Here is a 21,129-nt window from a genome sequence, read left to right as displayed (position 1 = left end):
GGCCCCGGCAGCGGGCCCACCTGCCGGCGCCTGTCCCCGACCGACATCGAGTGCCGCCCCGAGAGGTGACCCCTCAGGCCTCCGCCACCGGCAGGGTCACCTCGAAGCGGCAGCCGCCCGGGATGTTGCGGACGGTCGCGCGGCCCTGGTGCGCCTCCACGATGCCCCGCACGATGGCGAGGCCGAGGCCCGCCCCGGCAGGGGGAGTCCGGGCGTGCGTGCCCCGCCATCCGGTGTCGAAGACGCGGGGCAGGTCCTCCTCCGGGATGCCGCCGCAGGCGTCCGTCACGGACACGACCACACCATCCGGCGAGCGCTCCGCGGCGATCGCCACCGTGCCGTCGGCCGGAGTCCGCCGGATGGCGTTGACCAGCAGATTGCCCAGCACCCGGCTCATCTCCCTGCCGTCCACCTCCACCGGCAGGGGCTCGACCCGGTCGCCGACCAGCCGTACGCCGTGCTCGCGGGCCAGGGGGTCGGCGCCCGCGAGTGCGTCGCCGACGAGGTCGTAGAGGGACATCCGGCTCGGGCTGAGCGCCAGTGTGCCCGCGTGGATGCGGGAGAGTTCGAAGAGGTCGCCGACCATGTCGTTGAGGCGCTCGACCTCGGTGCGGATCTGTTTGAGGTAGCGGTCCGGGTCGGCGGCGACGCCGTCCTCCAGCGCCTCCGACATGGCGCGCAGGCCGGCGAGGGGGGTGCGCAGGTCGTGGGAGATCCAGGCGACCAGTTCGCGGCGGGAGGACTCCAGGGCGCGTTCGCGTTCCCGGGACTCTGCGAGTTTGGCGCTGGTGGCCTCCAACTCCCGGCTCAGGGCGGCGAGTTCGGCGGTGGCGGGACCGACGGGCGAGGTGAAGTCGCCGCCGTCGCCGAAGGAGCGGGCGGCGAGGGTGAGGGCACGGCTGCGGGCGGCGACCCAGCGGCCCAGCAGCAGGGCGGTGGCCAGAGAGACCACCGCGGCCATCGCGACGACGGTCGTGACGACCTTCAGGTCGTGCCCGGACAGGAACATGGCCTGCGCGACCGCGAGGGTGCCCGCGAGCATCGCGGTGACGGCGACGGCGGCGACCACACCGAGGTGCAGGGCGAGCGAGCGGCGCCGGATCAGCAGCAGCACACAGGCGCCGAGCAGTCCGGCCGCGGCGGCGCCGAGGAAGGCGAACAGAGCGATGAGGAGGTTGTCGTGCACGGTCACACCTCCGCTCGAAAGACGCCGTCGGAGCCGTCCTCGGAGCCGTCGAAGCGGTAGCCGACGCCCCACACGGTCTGGATCAGCCGCGGCCTGCCCGGGTCGTCCTCGACCTTGCCGCGCAGCCGTCGTACATGGACGGTGACGGTCGACAGGTCGCCGAAGTCCCAGCCCCACACCTCGCGCATCAGGTCCTCTCGGCTGTAGACCCGCCCGGGATGCCGCAGGAAGAAGGCCAGGAGGTCGAACTCCCGGATGGTGAGGGCGAGTTCGGCGCCGTTCTTGAGAGCCCGACGGGACGCCGGGTCGACGGAGAGCCCGGCCGCCCGCAGCAGGCCGGACGGCTGGGAGGGCCGGGTGCGGCGCAGCACGGACTCGACGCGCAGGACCAGTTCGCGGGGGCTGAACGGCTTGGTGACGTAGTCGTCGGCGCCGACCTCCAGGCCGAGGATGCGGTCGTCCTCGTCGCCGCGCGCGGTGAGCATGATGACCGGCACCGGCCCGTGCCCCCGCATCCGCCGGCACACCTCGAGGCCGTCCATGCCGGGCAGCATCAGGTCGAGGACGACGAGGTCGGGCCAGTGGGCGGCGGCGCGGGCGAGCGCGTCGGGGCCGTCTCCGGCCCGGTCCACGACATACCCGGCGCGGTCGAGATACCCCGTGACGACCTCGGCGACGGTGGGATCGTCGTCCACGACGAGCACCCGGGCGCCGCCCTGTCCGTACTGCTGCTGCTCCATGGAGCCAGCCTCGCACCGCGCACGCGCATACGCCGCCGCCGGGCTCCTGACGTCCCTGTTTCGTAAGGAGCCGAAGTCCGAATTGCCCGGTTCCCATTCGTAGGGTGAGTGCCGTGACGCCCCCTTCCGACAAAGACGTATCCCACGTACGAGACGTACGAGACGTACGCGGACCCGGCGCGACGTCCGTGGACGTCGTACTCCCCTGCCTCGACGAGGCCGAGGCGCTGCCGTGGGTGCTGCGGCGCATCCCGCCCGGCTGGCGTGCGCTCGTCGTGGACAACGGCTCCACCGACGGCTCGGCGGAGATCGCCCGGGCGCTCGGCGCGAGTGTCGTGCGCGAGGCGCGGCGCGGCTTCGGCGCCGCCTGCCGCGCCGGTCTGACGGCGGCCACGGCGGACATCGTCTGCTTCTGCGACTGCGACGCCTCACTGGACCCGGCCGAGCTGGTGCCGTTCGTGGAGCGGATCCGGGCCGGGGAGGCCGACCTGGTGCTGGGCCGGCGCCGGCCGCGGACGCGCGGCGCCTGGCCGTTGCACGCCCGCGCGGGCAACCTCGCCCTCGCCCGTCTGCTCCGCCGTCGCACCGGTCTGCGCCTGCACGACCTGGGTCCGCTACGGGCCGCCCGCCGCGGGCCGCTGCTGTCCCTGGCCCTCACGGACCGCCGCAGTGGCTACCCCCTGCAGATGGTCGTCCGGGCCGCGGACGCGGGCTGGCGGATCGCCGAGTACGACGTCCCGTATCTGCCGCGTGCGGGTGCCTCCAAGGTGACCGGCACCTGGCGCGGCACCTGGCAGGCGGTGCGGGACATGGGCCAGGTCCTGGCCGAGGCGCCGGTGGCACCGCAGGCACGCGAAGGAGTCCGCCCATGACCCACCTGCCCACGCTCCTGGTCATCGCGAAGGAACCGAGGCCCGGGCGGGTGAAGACCCGGCTGACGCCGCCCTTCACCCCTCGGGAGGCGGCGGCGCTCGCCGAGGCGGCGCTGGCGGACACCCTGGAGACCGTGGCCCGGACCCCGGCCCACCGCCGGGTCCTGGTCCTGGAGGGCGAGCCGGGCCCCTGGCTGCCGCCCGGCTTCGAGCTCGTACGGCAGTGTCCTGGCGGCCTCGACGAACGCCTGGCCGCTGCCTTCGCGCACTGCACCGGTCCGGCCCTGCTCATCGGCATGGACACCCCCCAGGTGACGCCGGAGCTGCTCACCGTGGACTTCGCCGACTGCGACGCGTACTTCGGCCCCGCCGAGGACGGCGGCTTCTGGGCCCTGGGCCTGGCCGACCCGGACCCGGCGCTCCTTCTCGGCATCCCGATGTCGACACCCCGCACGGGCGCCGTCCAGCGCGCCCGGCTGGCAGGCCTGCGGGTACGGGACCTGCCGCGCCTACGGGACGTCGACACGGCGTACGACGCCGAACTGGTCGCCAGAACCACACCCACCGGCCGCTTCGCGACCCGGCTGGCCCAGCTGGCGGCGGCGAACCGATGACCGGCATCCCCCAACTGACAACACACCTCGGACACCGGCCACCCACCAACACGGCTCCCGCCAACCCACCCACGGCGCCCCCGCCGGCAACGAACCCGGCCACCGGCTCCAACACCCAGGGCTCCCACGAGGCGAACACCCCCAAGCCCCGCCGAGCTGCGACCCCTGAGGCCAGCACCTCCCCACCGACCCCCCACCCGACAAACCCGCCCACCGGCCTCACCGCCCCGAGCGGCCCCACGGCTCGCTCAGCGATCACCCCGGTGGACGACGGCACCTGGTCCGCCGATCCCTACGACTACGCCCTGCGCACCGGTCGCGGCCCCCTGTTTCTGCGCCGCGCCGACGGCTGGTTGCTTCTGCTGGAGGTTGAGCGGTGGTGCGCGGAGGCCGACGGCGTCGACCTGGAAGTGCTGCGGCGGTGTGAGGGTGCGGTGCTCGACGTGGGGTGCGGGCCCGGGCGGCTGGTCGTCGCGCTGGGCGAACGGGGACTGCCGGTGCTCGGGATCGACGTCAGCGAGGCGGCAGTGGCACGCACGGTCACGCTCGGCGGGCAGGCGCTGCGCCGCTCCGTCTTCGAGCCGCTGCCCGCCGAGGGCCGCTGGGGCACCGCACTCCTGCTCGACGGCAACATCGGCATCGGCGGCGACCCACGCGCCCTGCTGGACCGCATGGCCCAACTCCTCGCACCCGGCGGCCTGTTGATCGCCGAGACGGTCCCGGACCCGGACGTCGACGAACGAGTCCGGGTCCATGTCACCGACGCCCGAGGCGCCGCCGGCAGCCCCTTCCCGTGGGCCCGGCTCGGCACGCCGGCCCTGCTGCGGCACGCGCACCGCGGGGGCTGGCGCACCGCGGACCAGTGGACGGCCGGCGGCCGCTCTTTCGTCGCCCTGCGCAGCCGCAGCACCGCCACCGGCAACCGGCAGACGAAGTAGCCGTCGCCGGACAGACCGCTCACGCAACACCCGTGCCGCGATCAGCGGACGGACTGCTGTCTCTCCGCCCTGCGCAGCCGCAGCAGGAACAGCAGTTCACCGGCAGCGGGCAGGCGCAGGCGACAGGCGGCAAAGGGGCCATCGGCGGACAGACCGCTCACACCGCACTCCGGCCCGCCACCAGGCCACCCCGCACCAACACGCACACCACGTCCGCAGCGCAGCCATGCCACCGATCAGCGCACAGACCGCCGTCTCGCCGCCCTGCGCACCTGCAGCAGGCACTGCAGTGCCGTCACCGGCAGCGGGCAGGCAGCAGGCAGCAGGCGGCCGCCGAGAAAGTAGCCATTGGCGGACAGACCGCTCACACCGCACTCCGGCCCGCCACCAGGCCACCCCGCACCAACACGCACACCACGTCCGCAGCGCAGCCATCCCACCGATCAGCGCACAGACCGCCGTCTCACCGCCCTGCGCACCCGCAGCACGAACAACACCGCCGAACCCCCGAAGAGCACAGCCGTCAGCAGCAGCCAGCTGGGCAGGAAGCGGTCCGTGGACAGGGCGGTGGCGGATGCGTAACGCGTCGTCACCCGGCCGCCGATCAGTGGGAACCAGACCAGCAGAAGCAGCAGCGACAGGGCTGCCGGCACCCGGACGTACCCCACCCACAGCCGCCGCGGCCCCGCCGCCTTCACCAGAGCGCGGTCCGCCGCCGCGTACAGCGGCAGCAGTACGAGGTCGTGCAGCAGCGCCGCACCCACGAACCACACCGCGACCCCGAACCAGTCCCCCGCGAGCAACTGCACCCCCGCGTATGCCGCGAGCGCGAAAGAGCAGGCCAGCAGCAGGATCTGCAGTGGGCTGCCGAGCGGCAGCGCGAACCGGGGGCGCCTCATCGCAGCTCTCCGAACGTCATCCGCGCCACCCACTTGGTGTTCAGCACACCGGGCGCCGCGGGCACGATGACCCGGGCCGGATGGCCGTGGTCGGGGGTCAGCTCCTCGCCGTTGACGAACAGGGCGAGCAGGGAACGCGGGTCGGCGACCTGGTTGGCGCGCAGGGCCGCCCGCCGGAACGCGCCGTGCCGTTGCAGCGACTCCACGAAGACGTCCGGCGGATCGCCGTCGTAGCCCACAAGGTCCGCCAGGTCCCGCAGCCGCACGCCCCGCCACCACTGGTCCGACGTCGACCAGCCCTCGACGCACGCGATGGGCAACGCCGAGCTGTGCAGCGGGAGTCGGAGCAGGTCGGCGCGGCTGAGCCGGACAGTGCCGGTGCGACCGCTGACGGTCAGCCGCCACGCCTCCGCGCTCCGCTCCACCGTGCTGATACCGGCGTACGCGGCGGTCTTGTTGATCTGGAAGCCGCCCGGACCGCTGCCCGGGTCGGCGCCCCCGTGCGGGGCGAGAACGGCGGACCACCGCAGCCCGTCGAAGTCCTGCCCGACCGTCGTGCCGAAAAGCAGCAGCGAGCCGCCTCCGACCAGCCCGAGGGCACCCCGCCGGGAGACGGTCGGCGGATCGGGGTCGGGAGACACCAGTTCCCGCTCCTCCTCGGTGAGTTGAGGCGGCTGACGCAGGCCCCGCAGATTGCGCAGGGCCGCCGGGGTCTTCAGCACCGCGTGCGCGAGGAACGCGGCGAAGAAGACCCACGCCCCGTAGAAGTGCAGCGGATAGAAGGAGCCCGGGAAGACGTAGTCGAGCTGGACGTTCAGCACGCCGGTGACGAACTCGAACAGGCCGCCGCCGACCAGCAGCAGCAACGAGATCCGTTCCAGGGCGTGCGCGAGGGAGCGCGCCGGCGGCAGCGTGAACAGCTTCGGCACGACCGACCACAGCTTGGCCAGCAGGACGGGGATCAGCGTGATCCCGAGGGTGACGTGGACGCCCTGCGTCAGCCGGTACAGCCAGTGCGGATCGGTCGGCCAGGAGAAGAGGTAGAAGCCGAGGATCCCCTTGTCCGGGGTCTGGTCGTTCACCGGCGACAGGCCGGGGTTGTAGGCCGCGTACGACAGCAGTCCCGTCACGAACAGCACGGTGATGCCGCCGAGCAGGACGATGCCGAGGACCGAGGTGAACCAGGGGCCGCGCACGGGGCTGCGCCAGAAGGAGGGCGAGAAGGGAGTCCGTCTCATGCCCCGACCGTAGGTCCGGACCGGCCCGGAAACGGCTTCGCGAACCATGACGAAACTCTGACGTCCGTGCATGTCAGCCGTCCGGTGGAGGTCCCGCGGCCTAGCGTGTCCGCCGTGAACCGCGACCTCCGCCGAGACCTCTACGCCGCCGCGGCCGCCGCACTGCTCGTCGTGACGGCCGCTGTCGTCGGCACCGCAATCGAGCACCGCAACCGCTCCCTCCACGTCCCCTGGCCCCCGCTGCTGGCGAAAGGGGAACCTCACCTCGGCCCCGGCACCCCGGCGGCGATCGCCGTCGCGGTGGCCGTCGTGAGCTACGGCCCCACCCTCGCGGCCCGCCTGCCCTGGCGCCCCCTGCTGTTCGCCGCGTGGGGAGCGGGCATGGCCTGGACGTGGTCCCTCGCCCTGGTCGACGGCTGGTACCGGGGCGTGGCCCAGCGGCTCACCACCCGCAACGAGTACCTCCAGGTCATCGGCCGCTTCCAGGACATCCCGCACACCCTGCGGGACTTCACCCAGCACATCCTGAGCGGCCCCCACGAATGGCCGGCCCATGTCGCCGGGCACCCGCCGGGAGCGACCGTCACGTTCGTCCTCCTCGACCGGATCGGCCTCGGCGGGGGAGGCTGGGCCGGCGCCTTCGTCATCACCGTCGGTACGAGCGCGGCGGCCGCGGTCCTGGTCGCCGTACGGGCACTCGCCGACGAGCAGCTTGCCCGCCGCGCCGCGCCCTTCCTGGTCCTGTTGCCGGGCGCGGTGTGGGTGGGTGCCTCGGCGGACGGCTACTTCACGGGGGTCGCCGCCTGGGCCGTGGCGTTCCTGGCCCTGGCGGTGACGGGACACCGCCCGCGGGCGACGGGCTTCGTCTCGGGCCTGCTGCTCGGCCTGACGGCCTATCTCTCCTACGGCCTCACGCTGTTCGCCCTCATCGCCGCCGTCGTCCTCCTGCTGGGCTCCCGCCGCGCCCGCCCGCTCCCCTTCCTGCTGGCGGGACTGGCCGTCGTCCCTACCGTGTTCACCGCGCTGGGCTTCAACTGGTGGGAGGCGTACCACCTGTTGGTCACCCGCTACTACCAAGGCGTGGGCGGTGTACGGCCGTACTCCTACTGGGTGTGGGCGAACCTCGCCTGCACGGTGTTCGTCGTGGGCCCGGCGACGGCGGCGGCGCTGCGGCGCACCGGAGCGGCCCTCGTCGGACGTTCCTCAAGTCCCGCCCTGCGCCTGGCCGTTCTCACGACCGCCGCCCTCATCGCCATCCTGGTCGCCGACGTCTCCGGCATGAGCAAGGCGGAGACGGAGCGCATCTGGCTGCCGTTCGCGGTGTGGCTGCTCCCGGCCTGCGCCTTCCTAACCCGGCCGCGCGCCTGGCTCGCCGCACAGGCGGCACTGGCGCTGCTCGTCAATCACCTGCTGCTGACCTGGTGGTGAGCTCGGGGAAGCGGCTGCTCCGTCCAGATCACCTTGCCGTACGGCGTGTACCGGGTCCCCCACCGCTCGGTGAGCTGAGCCACCAGGAACAACCCGCGGCCCCCCTCGTCCTCCGTGAGGGCGCGCCGCAGCCGCGGCGAGGTACTGCTCCCGTCCGAGACCTCGCACAGCAGCGCGCGATCGCGCAGAAGACGCAGCTGCACGGGCCCGGTGGCATGACGGATGGCGTTGGTGACGAGTTCGCTGGCGACCAGTTCGGTCGTGAAGGCGAGCTCGTCCAGGCCCCAGGCGGCGAGCTGCCCGGTGACCGCGGTGCGGGCACGTGAGACGACCGCCGGGTCGCTGGGCAGCACCCACTCGGCGACCTGTTCCCGGCCCAGGACGTGCGTCCGGGCCACCAGCAGCGCCACGTCGTCACTCGGCCGCTCCGCCGGCAGCGCGTCGAGGACCGCCTCACAGGTGTCCTCCGGGGACCGCCCTGAAACGGCCAGGACGCTGCGGAGCCGGTCCAGACCGGAGTCCATGTCCCGCAGCCGGTCCTCGACCAACCCGTCGGTGTAGAGCACGAGTTGGCTGCCCTCGGCGAGCTCCAGCTCGACGGTCTCGAAGGGCATTCCACCGAGGCCCAGGGGCTGCCCGGGTGGCAGGTCGACGAACTCGACCGTGCCGTCCGGGGCGACGACCGCGGGAAGGGGGTGCCCGGCGCGGGTGAGGGTGCAGCGCCGGGACACCGGATCGTAGACGGCGTAGAGACAGGTCGCTCCGACGATGCCGGAGTCGGCCTGGGTGCTCTCCACCGCCCAGCCCTCGCCCCGGTCGAGGCGTCCCACCAGGTCGTCGAGGTGGGCGAGGAGGTCGTCGGGCGGCAGGTCAAGGGAGCAGAAGTTGTGCACGGCGGTGCGCAGCCGCCCCATGGTGGCGGCGGCGTGCAGACCGTGGCCCACCACGTCCCCGACGACCAGGGCGACCCGGGCGCCGGAGAGCGGGATGACGTCGAACCAGTCGCCGCCGACGCCTGCCTGCGCGGGCAGATAGCGGTAGGCGACCTCGACGGCGCTCTGCTCGGGGCGGCCCTTGGGCAGCAGGCTGCGCTGCAGGGCGAGGGCGGTGTTGTGCTCACGGGTGTAGCGGCGGGCGTTGTCGATGCAGGTCGCGGCGCGCAGGACCAGCTCCTGGGCGAGGGAGAGGTCGTCGTCCTCGAAGGGCGCGGGCCGCTCGGAGCGGTAGAAGCTGACCACGCCGAGCGTGGTGCCGCGGGCCCGCAGCGGCACGGTGATAAGGGAGTGGACGCCCGCCGCGAGCACCCGCTCCATCCGCTCGGGGTCCTGTGCGATCCAGCCGCCCGCCTCCGCCAGGACGGGTTCCATGACGGACTGCGTGAGCTCCAGACAGCGGGCCTGCGGCGTGGACGGGACGTACTCGACGGCGTCGCCGACGTCGTACAGATGCGCGGGCTGCTTGCGTACGGAGCGGATGGCGACCCGGCGCAGCGCCGTCCGGCTGCCGAGCGCCACCGGCTCCTCGCCGCGCAGCACCGCGTCGGGCAGGTCGACGGCGACGAAGTCGGCGAACCGGGGCACGGTCACCTCGGCGAGTTCCTCCGCGGTGCGGGTGACGTCGAGGGTGGTGCCGATCCGCAGCCCCGCGTCATGGAGCAACTCCAGCCGCCTGCGCGCGAGTACGGCCAGCCGGCCGACACCGGGCTCCCCGACGAGCAGCAGCCGGCTCTCGGCGCCGTCGAGGATGTCACCGACGGTCTCGGCGGGCTGGGGCGGCGGGGCCGGAGGCACGACGGCACGTACGACGACGGCGGGCCGGGACGCCGTCAGGGCTGTCGCCTCGCGCCCGGCGACCGGCCTCCCGTTCGGCCCGGGGGTCGCCACCGGCACCGGCCCGGCGACCGGTGGCGACGTCGGCAGCCCGAGGCCGCTCAGCCGTGGCCCGCCCAGGATGCGGGCCTCCACCGCGACGCCCGTCTCCCCGGCCTCGCCCATCACCTGGCGCCGTAGCAGCGTGGCGATACGGCCGCCCGAGAGCGGGACCTCGTCGAGGGTGCGGCCCGCCGAGGCGATGAGTTCCTCGGCCCGCTCGCGCAGTACAGCCAGGTCGATCCGGCCGAGGCCGTCGCCGTCGTGCCCGTCGCGGTCGCCGTCGCCCGGCGCCGGACGGCCGGGCGGGCGGGCCGCTCCGCGCACGTCGAGGGCGGCCCGCCGGTAGGCGGCGAGGAGTGCGCGTTCCCGTTCCGTGGCCTGTTCGAGGAGGCGGCCCTCGATGTCCCGGGCGGCCGCCCGGACCAGCCGCAGCATGGTGATGTCGCCGTCGTCGCGCAGGCAGGTGAGGTCCAGGACGGCCTCGATCCGGCCGCTCAGCGGATTGCGGACGGGCGAGCCGGCGCAGGCGAAGGGCTGCAGACAGTCGGCGAAGTGCTCACGGCCGACGACATAGATCGGGCCGCGCTCGGCGAGGGCGGTGCCGACGCCGTTGGTGCCGACCACCGGCTCGGAGGCGTCGAAGCCCGGCGCGAAGTTCACCTCGTCCAGCCGGTCGCGCAGCCGCAGGTCGCCGTCGAGGCGCCGCACCATGCGGCCCCGCGGGTCGCACAGCGCGATCGACATGCCCATCTCCGCCAGGGAGGCGCTCAGTTTCGTCAGCACCGGATCGGCCGCGCGCAGGAACCGTTCGTCCAGCGTCAGGCCCTGCTCGTAGGGGACGAGCAGATGGCCGGGTTCGAGCCCCGCGGAGCGGCAGCGCTTCCAGGATTCGAGTACCGGACTCCGGACGTCCGCCTCGACCCGCGCACCCGCCAGGAAACGTTCGTGGGCATCGACGAGTCCGCCGATGTCGTCCCAGGCGACGGACACCGAGATCACTTCCTCACCTGGAGCAGGCCCGGTCGCGCACCGCCGATCGATACGCCCGGGCGTGGTCCTCCAAGCGCTTTCACCCTAGCTCCGCTGTGACCCACACCACAACATCAGGCACTTTCGGCCGACGGCGGAGATCGTCTGTATGCGCACCGTTGAATGATGCATTCAGCATCTCTAGCATCACGCGGTGGATGCATTCACCCTTGGCTCAGGAGAATCCATGTTCCCAGCCAGACGTCCAGGGCGCTTCACGACCGCCGCGCTCCTGCTGACCGCCGCCCTGACCGCACCCACGGCGACCACCGCGACGGCCGCCCCGACCGCCCGGCCGCCCCAGGTATGGCCGACGCCCCAGCAGATCCAGAGGACGGCGCCGGGCCACCTCACCGTCCCCGCCAGAGTCGTCGAGGTCGTCGGACCCGGCACCGACCCCTCAGCCCACCGTCTCGTCGACTCCGTCCTGCGCGGGGCCGGCGCCACACACATCACCACCGTGCCGGCCGACGACAGACCTCCGAAGGCCGGTCTCACCGTCTATCTCGGCGGCCCCACGGAGAACCCGGCCACGGCAGGCATCCTGAAGCGCCTGCACGCCAAGTCCCCCGCCGGCCTTCCCTCCGGCGGCTACACCCTCGCATCCGGCCGCGCTGACGGCCGTGCCCTTCTCGCCCTGTCCGGCGTCGACACCACGGGCACGTTCTACGCGGCCCAGACCCTGCGCCAACTGGTCACCAGCAAGGGCGAGTTGGCCCCGGTCACCGTCCGCGACTGGCCCACCGCCGCCCTGCGCGGAGTCGTCGAAGGCTTCTACGGCACCCCCTGGACCCACGCCGAGCGCCTCCACCAGCTCGACTTCTACGGCCGTACGAAACAGAACGTCTACGTCTACTCCCCCAAGGACGACGTCTACCTGCGCGCCCGCTGGCGCGACGAGTACCCGGCCGCCGAGCTGGCCGGGCTCAAGGAGCTGGTCGACCGCGCCGAGGCCGACCACGTCCGCTTCACCTACGCCCTCTCCCCCGGCCTGTCGGTCTGCTACTCCTCCGCGTCGGACATCGCCGCCCTCACCCGCAAGTTCGACTCGCTCTACGACATCGGTGTGCGGTCGTTCGCGATACCGCTGGACGACATCAGCTACACGAAGTGGAACTGCGACGCCGACGAGAAGGAGTTCGGCACGGGAGGGGGCGCGGCGGGCGCGGCCCAGGCGCATCTCCTCAACCAGGTGTGGAAGGACTTCTCCGCCCGCCACACCGGCCTGCGGCCTCTGGAGATGGTCCCCACGGAGTACTCCGACCTCGCCGACTCCCCGTACAAGAAGGCCCTGCGCGAGAAGCTGGACCCGTCCGTCGTCGTGGAGTGGACCGGCGTCGGCGTGATCGCGCCGACCATCACCGCCGAGCAACTGAAGCAGGCCCGCTCGGTCTACGGTCACCCGATCCTGGTCTGGGACAACTACCCGGTGAACGACTACGTCACCAGCCGTCTCCTCCTCGGCCCCTACACCGGCCGCGAACCCGGTGTGGCGAGTCAGGCCGTCGGCGTGACCGCCAACCCGATGATCCAGGGCGAGGCCAGCCGCCTGGCCCTGTTCACCTCCGCCGCCTACCTCTGGAACCCGGCCGCCTACGACCCCAGCGCGGCCTTCCTCGCCTCCGTGCGCGACCTGGCCGGGCCTTCCGCCGCGAAATGGCTGCGCGTCTTCGCCGAGAACAACTACTCCTCCCAGCTGGACCCGACCGAATCGCCCACGCTCACCAAGCTCATCGCGGCCTTCCGCAAGGCCTACGCCGACGACGACGGCCTCGACCGGGCGGCCGCCGCGCTGACCTCGTACTTCACTGACATGGCGGCCACCCCCGCCGAGTTGCGCACCCATCTCTCCAACCCGGCCTTCCTGGACGAGACTTCGGCCTGGCTGGACAAGCTCGGCCGCTACGGCAGCGCGGGCCGGACCGCCGTGGCCCTGCTGCTGGCCGACAAGAAGGGTGACACCGAAGCCGTCACCACGTACTGGAACCGGCTGCGGGCCGAGCGCAAGGAACTCGACGCGGTCCCCCAGCAGGTCTCGCCGGGCGTGATGGACCAGTTCCTCTATACGACGATGCTGGACACGGCGCCCGACCCCGGTGTCGACGCCTCCTTCGCGCCGGGTTCGCTGAGCCTCGCGCCGGGCGCGACCGAGACGGTCACGCTCAACCTCTCCGACAAGCGCTCCACCGCCTCCCGCACGGTCTCCTGGAAGCTGGCCGTCCCCGAAGGCGTCACCGCCTCGCCGACCGAGGGCAGTGTCACCGTCCCGGCCGGTGGCAACGCCTCGGCGACGGTCACGGTCACCGCCGGGACGGCACAGGGAGTCCGCTCCCTCGTCGTGTCCGGCACCGGAATCCTCAGCCGGGCACTCCCGGTCCGGGTCACCGACGGAACGGGAACATCCAGGGCGCTGACCGCCAACTTCAGCGGTGCCTCGGTGAGTTCGATCGACCTCTCCTCCGGCGAGAGCACCGACATCCCGGTGGGCGCCAACCCCGGTGAGGTGGTCGTGAGCGCCGACGGGCGCTCCGCGTACGCCGCCAACCAGGGTTCGAACACCGTCAGCGTGATCGACGTGGGCGCCGGCAAGGTCACCGCGACGGTCGCCGTGGGCCGGGTCCCGGCCGGCCTCGCCCTCACACCTGACGGCCGTACGCTCTGGGTCGCCAACTACACGGACGGCACCGTCCAGCCCGTGGACACGACAACCCTGAAGGCGGGCACACCCGTCCCGGTCGGTGCCGGACCGGAGAACATGGCGATCACACCCGACGGCAGGACCCTGTACGTCGCCAACATCCACGACAACACGGTCTCGCCCGTCGACCTGACCACGGGCAGGGCCGATACCGCCGTCCCGGTCGGCCCGAGCCCCTTCAACGTGGTCGCCGCACCCGACGGCAGCACGGTCTACGTCTCCGACTCCGGCGGTTCGACGGTCACCCCGATCAACACCGCGACGAACGACACCGAGCCGACACTGCTGGTCACAGGCCAGGCCTACGGCCTCGCCCTCTCCCCGGACGGCCGGACACTGTGGGTGAGCCCGAGCAACGGCGACTCCGTCACACCGGTGGACACGGTGACCGGAGCTCCGGGCAAGCAGGTGACGGTCGGGAAGTCGGCCTTCGACGTGGCCCTGAACTGGAACGGCGCCACCGCGTACGTCACCACAGCTGACGCAAATGCACTGGTGCCGGTCGACACAGCCACGGGGACAGCAGGAACACCCTTCGCCACCGGCGCATATCCCCTCGCGGTAGGTCTGACCCCCTAGGGGCGCCGGGGGACTGCGCGATCAACCCCCACCGACCGCCGGTCGACCGCAAACCTCAAAAACGGCATCCTCAACTGGCGGTACGCCGGATCCTCCCGGCGTACCGCTTCTCCAACTCCAGGTTCCCCTCGAACCCACCGGGCACATTGGCCGACACATACACGGGCGGCCGCTCACCGGCGGCAAGCAACAGCTTCGAAGCCTCGGCAACGGCCATCTGGACCAACATCACCCCGGTGAGGGTGGACAGCGCACCAACCGCCCCACCCCCCGGAAGCTCCAGCAACGCATCCCCCCGCGGCGCCCGGTTGTCGAGCACGACATCAGCCAGATCGGCGAGCTTCTTCCCGCTCGGATGGCCGGCGGGGACGGCCCTGGTGTGCGTGAGGGAGGTGATGGCCACCACCCGGTGCCCTCGCTCCTTGGCGGCCAGCGCCATCTCGACGATCACGTTGTTGACCCCGGAGTTGGAGATGATCACGAAGAGGTCCTGGGGGCTGGGCGCCGCAAGGTGGTAGAGCCGCTCGGCCACACCGGGCTCGCGCTCCAGGAGCGGATCGTCGAGCACGCTCGGGTCGTCACCGCCGTAGAGAACGAGATCGGCGATGCTCAGCCGATTCGTCGGCACCAACCCGCCTGCCCGGCCTGCGACTTCGAGAACCATCGCCTGGGAGTGCCCGGTGCCGAAGGCCTGGATCACGCCGTTCGAGCGGACGCAGTCGGCGATCAGTCCGGCGGCGCCCGCCACCTCCTCGCGTGCGGACTCGGTGAGGTCGGCCAGGACGGCCAGGCTCTCCCGTGCGAAGGCCTCGGCGCTCACAGACTCGACGGACACACGACACTCCCCACTGGTGGATTGAACCACCCCACCCGACTCCATAGATGAATCAATAAATCACATGGGCCATGCAGCGAGCAATGCGACGGGCCGATGCGTGAACATGGCTCGCCTTCGTGGTCCTGGTATTCAATCCATCCGCCTATGGGTGGCTGGTACCTTCTCTTTCATGCCCTCGACGGACGTCACCACACTGATCCGCACCGAGCTTCCCCGGCTGGCCGGATCCCTCCGCAAGGTCGGCGAGCTGATCCTGGAGGATCCGGCCGCCGTGACCCACTGTTCGGCCGCCGAGCTGGGCCGCCGCACCGGTACCTCACAGGCGACGGTGACCCGCTTCTGCCGCGCCATCGGGCTCGACTCCTACCAGCACCTGCTGATCGAACTGGCCCAGGAGCGCGGCCGCGGCGAGGTCTCCGACTGGGGCTCCGCAGAGATCGGCCCGGACATCTCGCCGGACGACAGCCTGGAGCGGGTCGTCCAGGTCGTCGGCAGCGCCGACCTGCGTGCGATCCAGCAGACCATCGACCGGATCGACCTCGACGCGGTCGAGCGCGCGGCCCAGGCGCTGGCCAAGGCCCGGCGGATCGATGTGTACGGCGTCGGCGGCAGCGGCACGGTGGCCCAGGAGACCGAGACCCGGCTGTTCCGCATCGGCTGCGCGGTCCGCGGCTGGACCGAGGTGCACGGCGCGGCCACCTCCGCGGCCCTGCTCACGCCGGCCGACGTGGCCATCGGCATCTCCCACTCGGGCGCCACCCGCGAGACCCTCGAACCGTTCGAGATGGCCAAGGAGCGCGGCGCCACCACCGTCGCCATCACCACCGACCCGCGCTCCCCGCTCGCCCGGGCCGCCGACATCCGGCTCATCTCGGCCACCTCGGAGACCAGCTTCCGCACGGGCAGCATCGGCGGCCGGCACTCGGTCCTGATGATCGTCGACTGCCTCTACGTACGGGTCGGCCAGCTCTCCTACCAGCGGGCCAGCGCCTCGCTCGCCCTCACCGACCACATCGCCCCGCAGCATGCGGTGAAGTCGCGCCGGACGAGGTGAAACCGGACGCGACTGCATGGATGAACCACCGAGAATGGGTAAAGGTGGTTGTTTGAATCATCCCGGCGATGCCAGGATGGGTCTCCCCTTGAGCATCCTCGTAGGAGACCCATGCGCGTCACCTCTGCCGAGTCGACCGAGCTCTTCGTCGGGACGACCGAGCATCCGCACCAGGTGATGGCCGTCGAGCTGAGCCACGCCCCGGGCCGCACGGCCCGTATCGCCGTCGTCGGCCCGGGGGTCTCCGGGACGGCGGTCGTCACCACGGGCGACGACGGCACGGTCCGCGTCGAGATACCCGTGACGACCGACCTCGCCCCCGGCGCCGGCACCCATGTCACGGTCACCGCCGAGGATGCCGCAGACCCCACGCAGACCGGGGCACTCACGGTCCCCTTCACGGCCGCCGAGCCCGGCTGGACCATGTTCATGGTCAGCCACTTCCACTACGACCCCGTGTGGTGGAACACCCAGGCCGCCTACACCGAGACCTGGGACGTCGCCGACGACCCCGCCTCCACCGGGCTGCCCGCCCGGACCTTCGACTCGCGCGGCCAGTCCGGGATGAGCCTGGTCCGCGCCCACTGCGACCTGGCCCGCCGCGACCCGGCGTACACCTTCGTGCTCGCCGAGGTCGACTACCTCAAGCCGTACTGGGACTCCTTCCCGGAGGAGCGCGCCTTCCTTCGCGAGCTGATCCGCACCGGCCGCGTCGAGATCATGGGCGGCACCTACAACGAGCCCAACACCAACCTCACCGGCGCCGAGGCCACCGTACGCAACGCTCTGTACGGCGACGGGTTCCAGCGGGGGATCATGGGCTCGTCGCCGGAGACGGCCTGGCAGCTCGACGCGTTCGGGCACGATCCGCAGTTCCCGGGGCTGATGGCGGACGCGGGGATCAGCTCCAGTTCGTGGGCGCGCGGGCCGTTCCACCAGTGGGGGCCCACTCTCTCCGTCTTCGGCGAGGAGCCGCGCGATCCCGGGCGGATGCAGTTCCCGGCCGAGTTCAGCTGGATCGCCCCCTCGGGGCGCGGGCTGCTGACGGCCTACATGGTCAACCACTACGGCGCCGGCTGGGCGATCGACAACGCGCCCACCCTGCCGGCGGCGGAGGCGGCCGCCCTCAAGCTGTTCCGGGGCTTGAGGTCGGTCGCCCTCACCCGCAACGTGCTGCTTCCGGTCGGCGGTGACTACGCGCCGCCGTGCCGCTGGATGATGGACATCCACCGGGACTGGAACGCCCGTTACGTCTGGCCGCGCTTCATCAGCGGCACACCGCGCGACTTCTTCGCCGCCGTGCGCGCCGAACTCGACGCGGAGGGCCGCAAGGCATCCCCGCAGACACGGGACATGAACCCGGTCTACACCGGCAAGGACGTCTCCTACATCGACACCAAGCAGGCCCAGCGGTACGGCGAGACGCTGCTCGCCGACGCGGAGGCCTGGGCGACGCTCGCCTCGCTGGTCGCCGGGCATCCGTACCCGGACGCGGCACTCGACAAGGCGTGGCGGCAGCTGATCTACGGCGCCCACCACGACGCCATCACGGGCTCCGAGTCCGACCAGGTCTACATCGACCTGATGACCGGCTGGCGCGAACTGGCCGACCTGGCCGAGACCGTGCACGCCGACGCCACACAGGCGCTGGCCGACCGGGTCACCCCGGGCGAGGGAACCGACCTGGTCGTCTTCAACTCCGCGACCTGGCAGCGGCGTGACGTCCTCAAGGTCGACGATCCCGGGCTCGTCCCCGCCGGCCTCCCCGCGGTCCGCGAGAGCGGTCAACTCCATGTCGTCGTACCCGAGTTGCCCGGCATGGGACTCAAGGCCATCCCCCTCACCGAGGGCGCCGTCCCCGAGTGGGCGCCCGGCGAGGGCACCACCATCCGCAACGAGTTCTACGAGGTCACGGTCGACCCGGCGCGCGGCGGCGGCGTCAGCAGCCTCCGCGCGCTCACCGAGGGCGGCCGGGAGCTGCTGCGCGCCGGGGACATCGGCAACGAGCTCGTCGTGCAGGAGGAGTATCCGAGGCACCCGCGGTTCGGTGAGGGCCCCTGGCACCTCACGCCGACGGGTACGACCTGCGCCCGCAGCCGTGACGTGGTGGCGGACGCCCGGGTCGAGCACTCCCCGGCCGGCGCACGGATCACCGTACGCGCCGACCTCGGGCTGTTCCGCTACACCCAGCGCCTGACGCTGTGGACCGGCGTTCCGCGCGTCGACGTGACGACCACCATCGACGGCTACGACGGCGCCGACCGGCTGATCCGGGTGCGCTGGCCGTCCGACGTGCAGGGCGGGCTGCCGGTGCACGAGGTGGCGGACGCGGTGATCGGGCGCGGCTTCGGGTTCGTCGACGTGGACAGCGGGGAGTTCCCGTGGACGCTGGACAACCCGGCCAACACCTGGTTCGGGCTCGGGTCGACGGCGCGGGTCGAACTGCGCGACGACACGGGCGCGTTGCTCGGCCGGCGGTCGATCGGGGTGGCCGAGCTGGTGTACGCCTCGTGGGACGCGGCGGGTGAGCTGGGGACGCCGCTCGCGGCCGCCCTGGTGCGCGCCGGGGTCACGGCGACCTCGACGATCGCCGACGGGCCGCGCTACGGCGACCTGGAGGTCGACTCCAACCTGCCCGACATCCGGATCGCCGTCGGCGGCCCGGACCGCAATTCCCTCGTCGCCGAGGCGCTGGGCTGGGATCCGGCCGCAGGGCGCGAGCTGCAGCGCCAGCTCGCCGAGGGGGGCGTGGCCGCGGTCTGGGTCGCCCCGCGCGCCTCGCTGCGCGAGGAGTGGGTGCCCGGGGCCGACCTGCGCGACCTCGAACGGCTGCCGCTGCTGGTGGTGGCGGGCACCGACGCCGAGGGCGACGCGAAGGCGGTCGACGCGCTGATCGCCGACCTGGACGACGCGACCGTCACGGCCACGGCGGCCGGCGGCGGCGAGGCCCTGCCGCCGGGCGACGCCTGGGACGGGCGTGGCTTCGCCGTCCTCAACCGCGGCACTCCGGGCTGTGTCGTCACCTCCTCGGGCGACCTCTACATGTCGCTGATGCGCTCCTGCACGGGCTGGCCCTCCGGCATCTGGGTCGACCCACCCCGCCGCACGGCCCCCGACGGCTCGGGCTTCCAGCTCCAACGCTGGTCCCACACCTTCGAGTACGCGGTGGTGGGCGGCGAGGGCGACTGGCGCGAGCAGCAACTGCCCCGTTTGGGACATGAGTTCAACCACCCGCTGAGCGCGCGAGTGCGGCGGCCGTCGGAAGGCCCCTCCCTCCCAAGGGAATTGAGCCTGCTGCGCCTGGAACCGGCGGGGGAGGTGCTGCTCGACGCCCTCAAGCCGGCCGGTTCGCCGCTCGCCCGCGGGAGCGTGGCACCGGCGGACCCGGAGCGCGGGGTGGTCGTGCGCATGCACGAGGTCAACGGCCGTCCGGTACGGGCGCGAGTGCACGGGCCGCGGCCCTGGACGCGGGGCGCCCGCACCGACGTACTGGAGACACCCGGCGAGCGACTGGCACCGGACGAACAGGGTGTGCTCGCCCTCGGCCTGACCGGGTTCGAGGTCGCGACGGTCTTGGCCACGCCCACCGAGGGCTCCCGGAGCGGGTACGACCCCGGAGTCGCCGCCCAAGAGCCCGCCCAGCCGGTCCACACCCGCTACTGGCTCCACAACTCCGGCCCCGCACCCCGCGGCAACATGCCGGTCGCGGTGTACATCTCACCGACGACGCTCACCGCCACCGGCGGCCCCTTCGACGCGACCGTCCGCATCTCCTCGGAACTCACCGACGCGCCCGTCTCGGGCACGGTGACCGTCGAGGCCCCGCCCGGCTGGTCCGTCGAGCCCCCCGCCCTGCCCTACGCGTTGGCGCCCGGCGGCTTCACCCTCACCGAGGTCACGGTGACGCCCCCACCCGACGCGGTGCCCGGCCGGCACTGGCTGGCGGCACGGCTGTCGTACGAGGGGCAGACGTACGAGGACGTCGTGGCGGTCGACGTACCGGGCGGCTCGCCAGGCCCAACTCTCCTGACAGACTTGGGAGTCGACCGGATCACGCTCAGGAGCGGCGAACGCGCCCACGTCCCGGTGACCCTGCGCAACACCACCCACGGCCCCGTCAACGGCACCCTGTGGGCGATCTCCTCCTGGGGCACCTGGCCCGGGGTCACCCCGGGCTGCCAGGGCTTCACGATCGCACCCGGCAATCAACTGGACTGCACCATCGCCGTGAACGGCACCACGATCCCCCCGGGCTCGTACTGGCTCATGGCAAAGGTGGCCTGGCACGGCCGGGTGGCCTACACGAAGGCCGTGGAGCTGGAGATAACGCCATGACAGACCACGCAGCCCTGGTACACGGTGATCCGGTCCCGAAGGCACGCGTAGAGGCTTTGCTGGAGGCGGTACCGAAGCGCCCCGATAGGGGCGCGGGGAACTGCGCGACAAGCCACGACAACGCAGCAGACGGCCACCGACATAACAAGGCACTATCCGCCCCGGCCCGCGCGGAGCGCCAACGCCGACGCTGGGCAACGCAGGTCGTCGTCGCAGACGAACTGGCCCGCAGGGCCGTAGCGGAACGGGGCCTGCCCTCGGTGGCAGAGGTGTCCCCGACACAACTGCTGGCCGTGGCCGAGAACGACGTCGCAGACATGGGCAGCATCGTCGCAGCCGCCCTCGCCCACTCCCCCGCCGCCCGAACCCTCCTCACCGAGCTGGAGGCCGAACAGCACATCCCCGAGGAAGCCGTACAGGACTACTACGCCCGCAACCGGGACCGCTTCCTCACCCCGGACGCCCTACGGCGGGGAGTCGACCCGTTCGGACGGAGGGCGGCGCCCGCGGACTTCCTGCCGTACGAACAGGCCCGCCAGGGCATCGCGCAGGAACTGCGCCGCGCCGCGGGCCGTCGCGCCTTCTTCGCCTGGTTCGACCAGGCGCGGGCCGACGTGGTGTACGCAGCGGGGCACGAGCACCCCGGCGACCCCGCGCACCCGGACCACGAACACCGCCACTGAGTCGCCGCGGAACCACGGGCGGAACCGAAACGCAACACGGGAAACCATTGACCTCCGATGAATTCTGGTCCACCTTTTCATCAATCGGAGTCGAAGTTGGTTGATTGAACCAGCCTCTCGGCTGGTC

14 protein-coding genes are annotated in these 21,129 nt (G+C 72.3%); 8 read left to right on the top strand and 6 right to left on the bottom strand.

Translation table 11 applies throughout. The annotated features are described in order from the left end of the window. Positions 1-73 precede the first annotated feature (73 nt). Together ACIBW9_RS32205 and ACIBW9_RS32200 are read right to left on the bottom strand one after the other, a co-directional pair. Positions 74-1,186 (bottom strand): sensor histidine kinase, encoded by a 1,113-nt coding sequence (locus ACIBW9_RS32205; RefSeq protein WP_398960541.1) that lies wholly within the window; start codon positions 1,184-1,186, stop codon positions 74-76. 2 nt (positions 1,187-1,188) lie between these two features. Further along, on the bottom strand, positions 1,189-1,926 hold the full coding sequence (locus ACIBW9_RS32200; protein WP_398960540.1) for a response regulator transcription factor: 738 nt from the start codon (positions 1,924-1,926) through the stop codon (positions 1,189-1,191). 188 nt (positions 1,927-2,114) lie between these two features. On the opposite strand from ACIBW9_RS32200, the gene ACIBW9_RS32195 reads away from it, so the two are divergent. The 3 genes from ACIBW9_RS32195 (at position 2,115) to ACIBW9_RS32185 (ending at position 4,350) form a co-directional block, all read left to right on the top strand. Next, positions 2,115-2,798 carry a glycosyltransferase family 2 protein gene (locus ACIBW9_RS32195; protein WP_398960761.1) on the top strand — a complete coding sequence of 228 codons (684 nt, stop codon included), beginning with the start codon at positions 2,115-2,117 and terminating at the stop codon, positions 2,796-2,798. Positions 2,799-2,803: 5 nt separating this feature from the next. After that, positions 2,804-3,412 (top strand): DUF2064 domain-containing protein, encoded by a 609-nt coding sequence (locus ACIBW9_RS32190; protein WP_398960760.1) that lies wholly within the window; start codon positions 2,804-2,806, stop codon positions 3,410-3,412. A 254-nt stretch (positions 3,413-3,666) separates the two neighbouring features. Next, positions 3,667-4,350, top strand: a complete 684-nt coding sequence (locus ACIBW9_RS32185; RefSeq protein ID WP_398960759.1) for a methyltransferase domain-containing protein — start codon at positions 3,667-3,669, stop codon at positions 4,348-4,350. A gap of 443 nt (positions 4,351-4,793) precedes the next feature. Here ACIBW9_RS32185 and ACIBW9_RS32180 read toward each other — a convergent pair whose 3' ends face one another. Together ACIBW9_RS32180 and ACIBW9_RS32175 are read right to left on the bottom strand one after the other, a co-directional pair. Further along, positions 4,794-5,249, bottom strand: coding sequence for a hypothetical protein (locus tag ACIBW9_RS32180; RefSeq protein WP_398960539.1), 456 nt, complete (start codon positions 5,247-5,249; stop codon positions 4,794-4,796). After that, positions 5,246-6,487 carry a molybdopterin-dependent oxidoreductase gene (locus ACIBW9_RS32175; protein WP_398960538.1) on the bottom strand — a complete coding sequence of 414 codons (1,242 nt, stop codon included), beginning with the start codon at positions 6,485-6,487 and terminating at the stop codon, positions 5,246-5,248. The genes ACIBW9_RS32180 and ACIBW9_RS32175 overlap by 4 nt, the downstream gene beginning before the upstream one ends. Positions 6,488-6,601: 114 nt before the next feature. On the opposite strand from ACIBW9_RS32175, the gene ACIBW9_RS32170 reads away from it, so the two are divergent. Further along, positions 6,602-7,915 carry a hypothetical protein gene (locus ACIBW9_RS32170; protein ID WP_398960537.1) on the top strand — a complete coding sequence of 438 codons (1,314 nt, stop codon included), beginning with the start codon at positions 6,602-6,604 and terminating at the stop codon, positions 7,913-7,915. On the opposite strand, the gene ACIBW9_RS32165 is transcribed toward ACIBW9_RS32170, so the two are convergent. Further along, entirely contained in the window at positions 7,891-10,785 is a 2,895-nt protein-coding gene (locus ACIBW9_RS32165; protein WP_398960536.1) for a SpoIIE family protein phosphatase, read from the bottom strand. The two genes, ACIBW9_RS32170 and ACIBW9_RS32165, sit on opposite strands and share 25 nt — an antisense overlap. 217 nt (positions 10,786-11,002) lie before the next feature. Here ACIBW9_RS32165 and ACIBW9_RS32160 point away from each other — a divergent pair, with 217 nt between their 5' ends. After that, on the top strand, positions 11,003-14,092 hold the full coding sequence (locus tag ACIBW9_RS32160; RefSeq protein WP_398960535.1) for a beta-N-acetylglucosaminidase domain-containing protein: 3,090 nt from the start codon (positions 11,003-11,005) through the stop codon (positions 14,090-14,092). Between the two features lie 70 nt (positions 14,093-14,162). Here ACIBW9_RS32160 and ACIBW9_RS32155 read toward each other — a convergent pair whose 3' ends face one another. Beyond that, positions 14,163-14,927: a sugar isomerase domain-containing protein gene (locus tag ACIBW9_RS32155; RefSeq protein WP_398960534.1), complete on the bottom strand. Its 765-nt coding sequence runs from the start codon at positions 14,925-14,927 to the stop codon at positions 14,163-14,165. A gap of 172 nt (positions 14,928-15,099) precedes the next feature. On the opposite strand from ACIBW9_RS32155, the gene ACIBW9_RS32150 reads away from it, so the two are divergent. The 3 genes from ACIBW9_RS32150 to ACIBW9_RS32140 all read left to right on the top strand — a co-directional run bounded on the left by ACIBW9_RS32150 (position 15,100) and on the right by ACIBW9_RS32140 (position 21,002). Continuing rightward, positions 15,100-15,984, top strand: coding sequence for a MurR/RpiR family transcriptional regulator (locus tag ACIBW9_RS32150; protein ID WP_123968103.1), 885 nt, complete (start codon positions 15,100-15,102; stop codon positions 15,982-15,984). Between the two features lie 111 nt (positions 15,985-16,095). Beyond that, positions 16,096-20,319 carry an NEW3 domain-containing protein gene (locus tag ACIBW9_RS32145; RefSeq protein ID WP_398960533.1) on the top strand — a complete coding sequence of 1,408 codons (4,224 nt, stop codon included), beginning with the start codon at positions 16,096-16,098 and terminating at the stop codon, positions 20,317-20,319. Continuing rightward, positions 20,316-21,002: a peptidyl-prolyl cis-trans isomerase gene (locus tag ACIBW9_RS32140; RefSeq protein WP_398960532.1), complete on the top strand. Its 687-nt coding sequence runs from the start codon at positions 20,316-20,318 to the stop codon at positions 21,000-21,002. The genes ACIBW9_RS32145 and ACIBW9_RS32140 overlap by 4 nt, the downstream gene beginning before the upstream one ends. The last annotated feature ends 127 nt before the right edge of the window (positions 21,003-21,129 follow it).

The sequence above is a fragment of the Streptomyces sp. NPDC049541 genome, assembly GCF_044465725.1.
Lineage (GTDB): Bacteria > Actinomycetota > Actinomycetes > Streptomycetales > Streptomycetaceae > Streptomyces.
The sequence above is the reverse complement of the archived record's forward strand: the minus strand, read 5'-3'. Positions and strand labels throughout refer to the sequence as shown.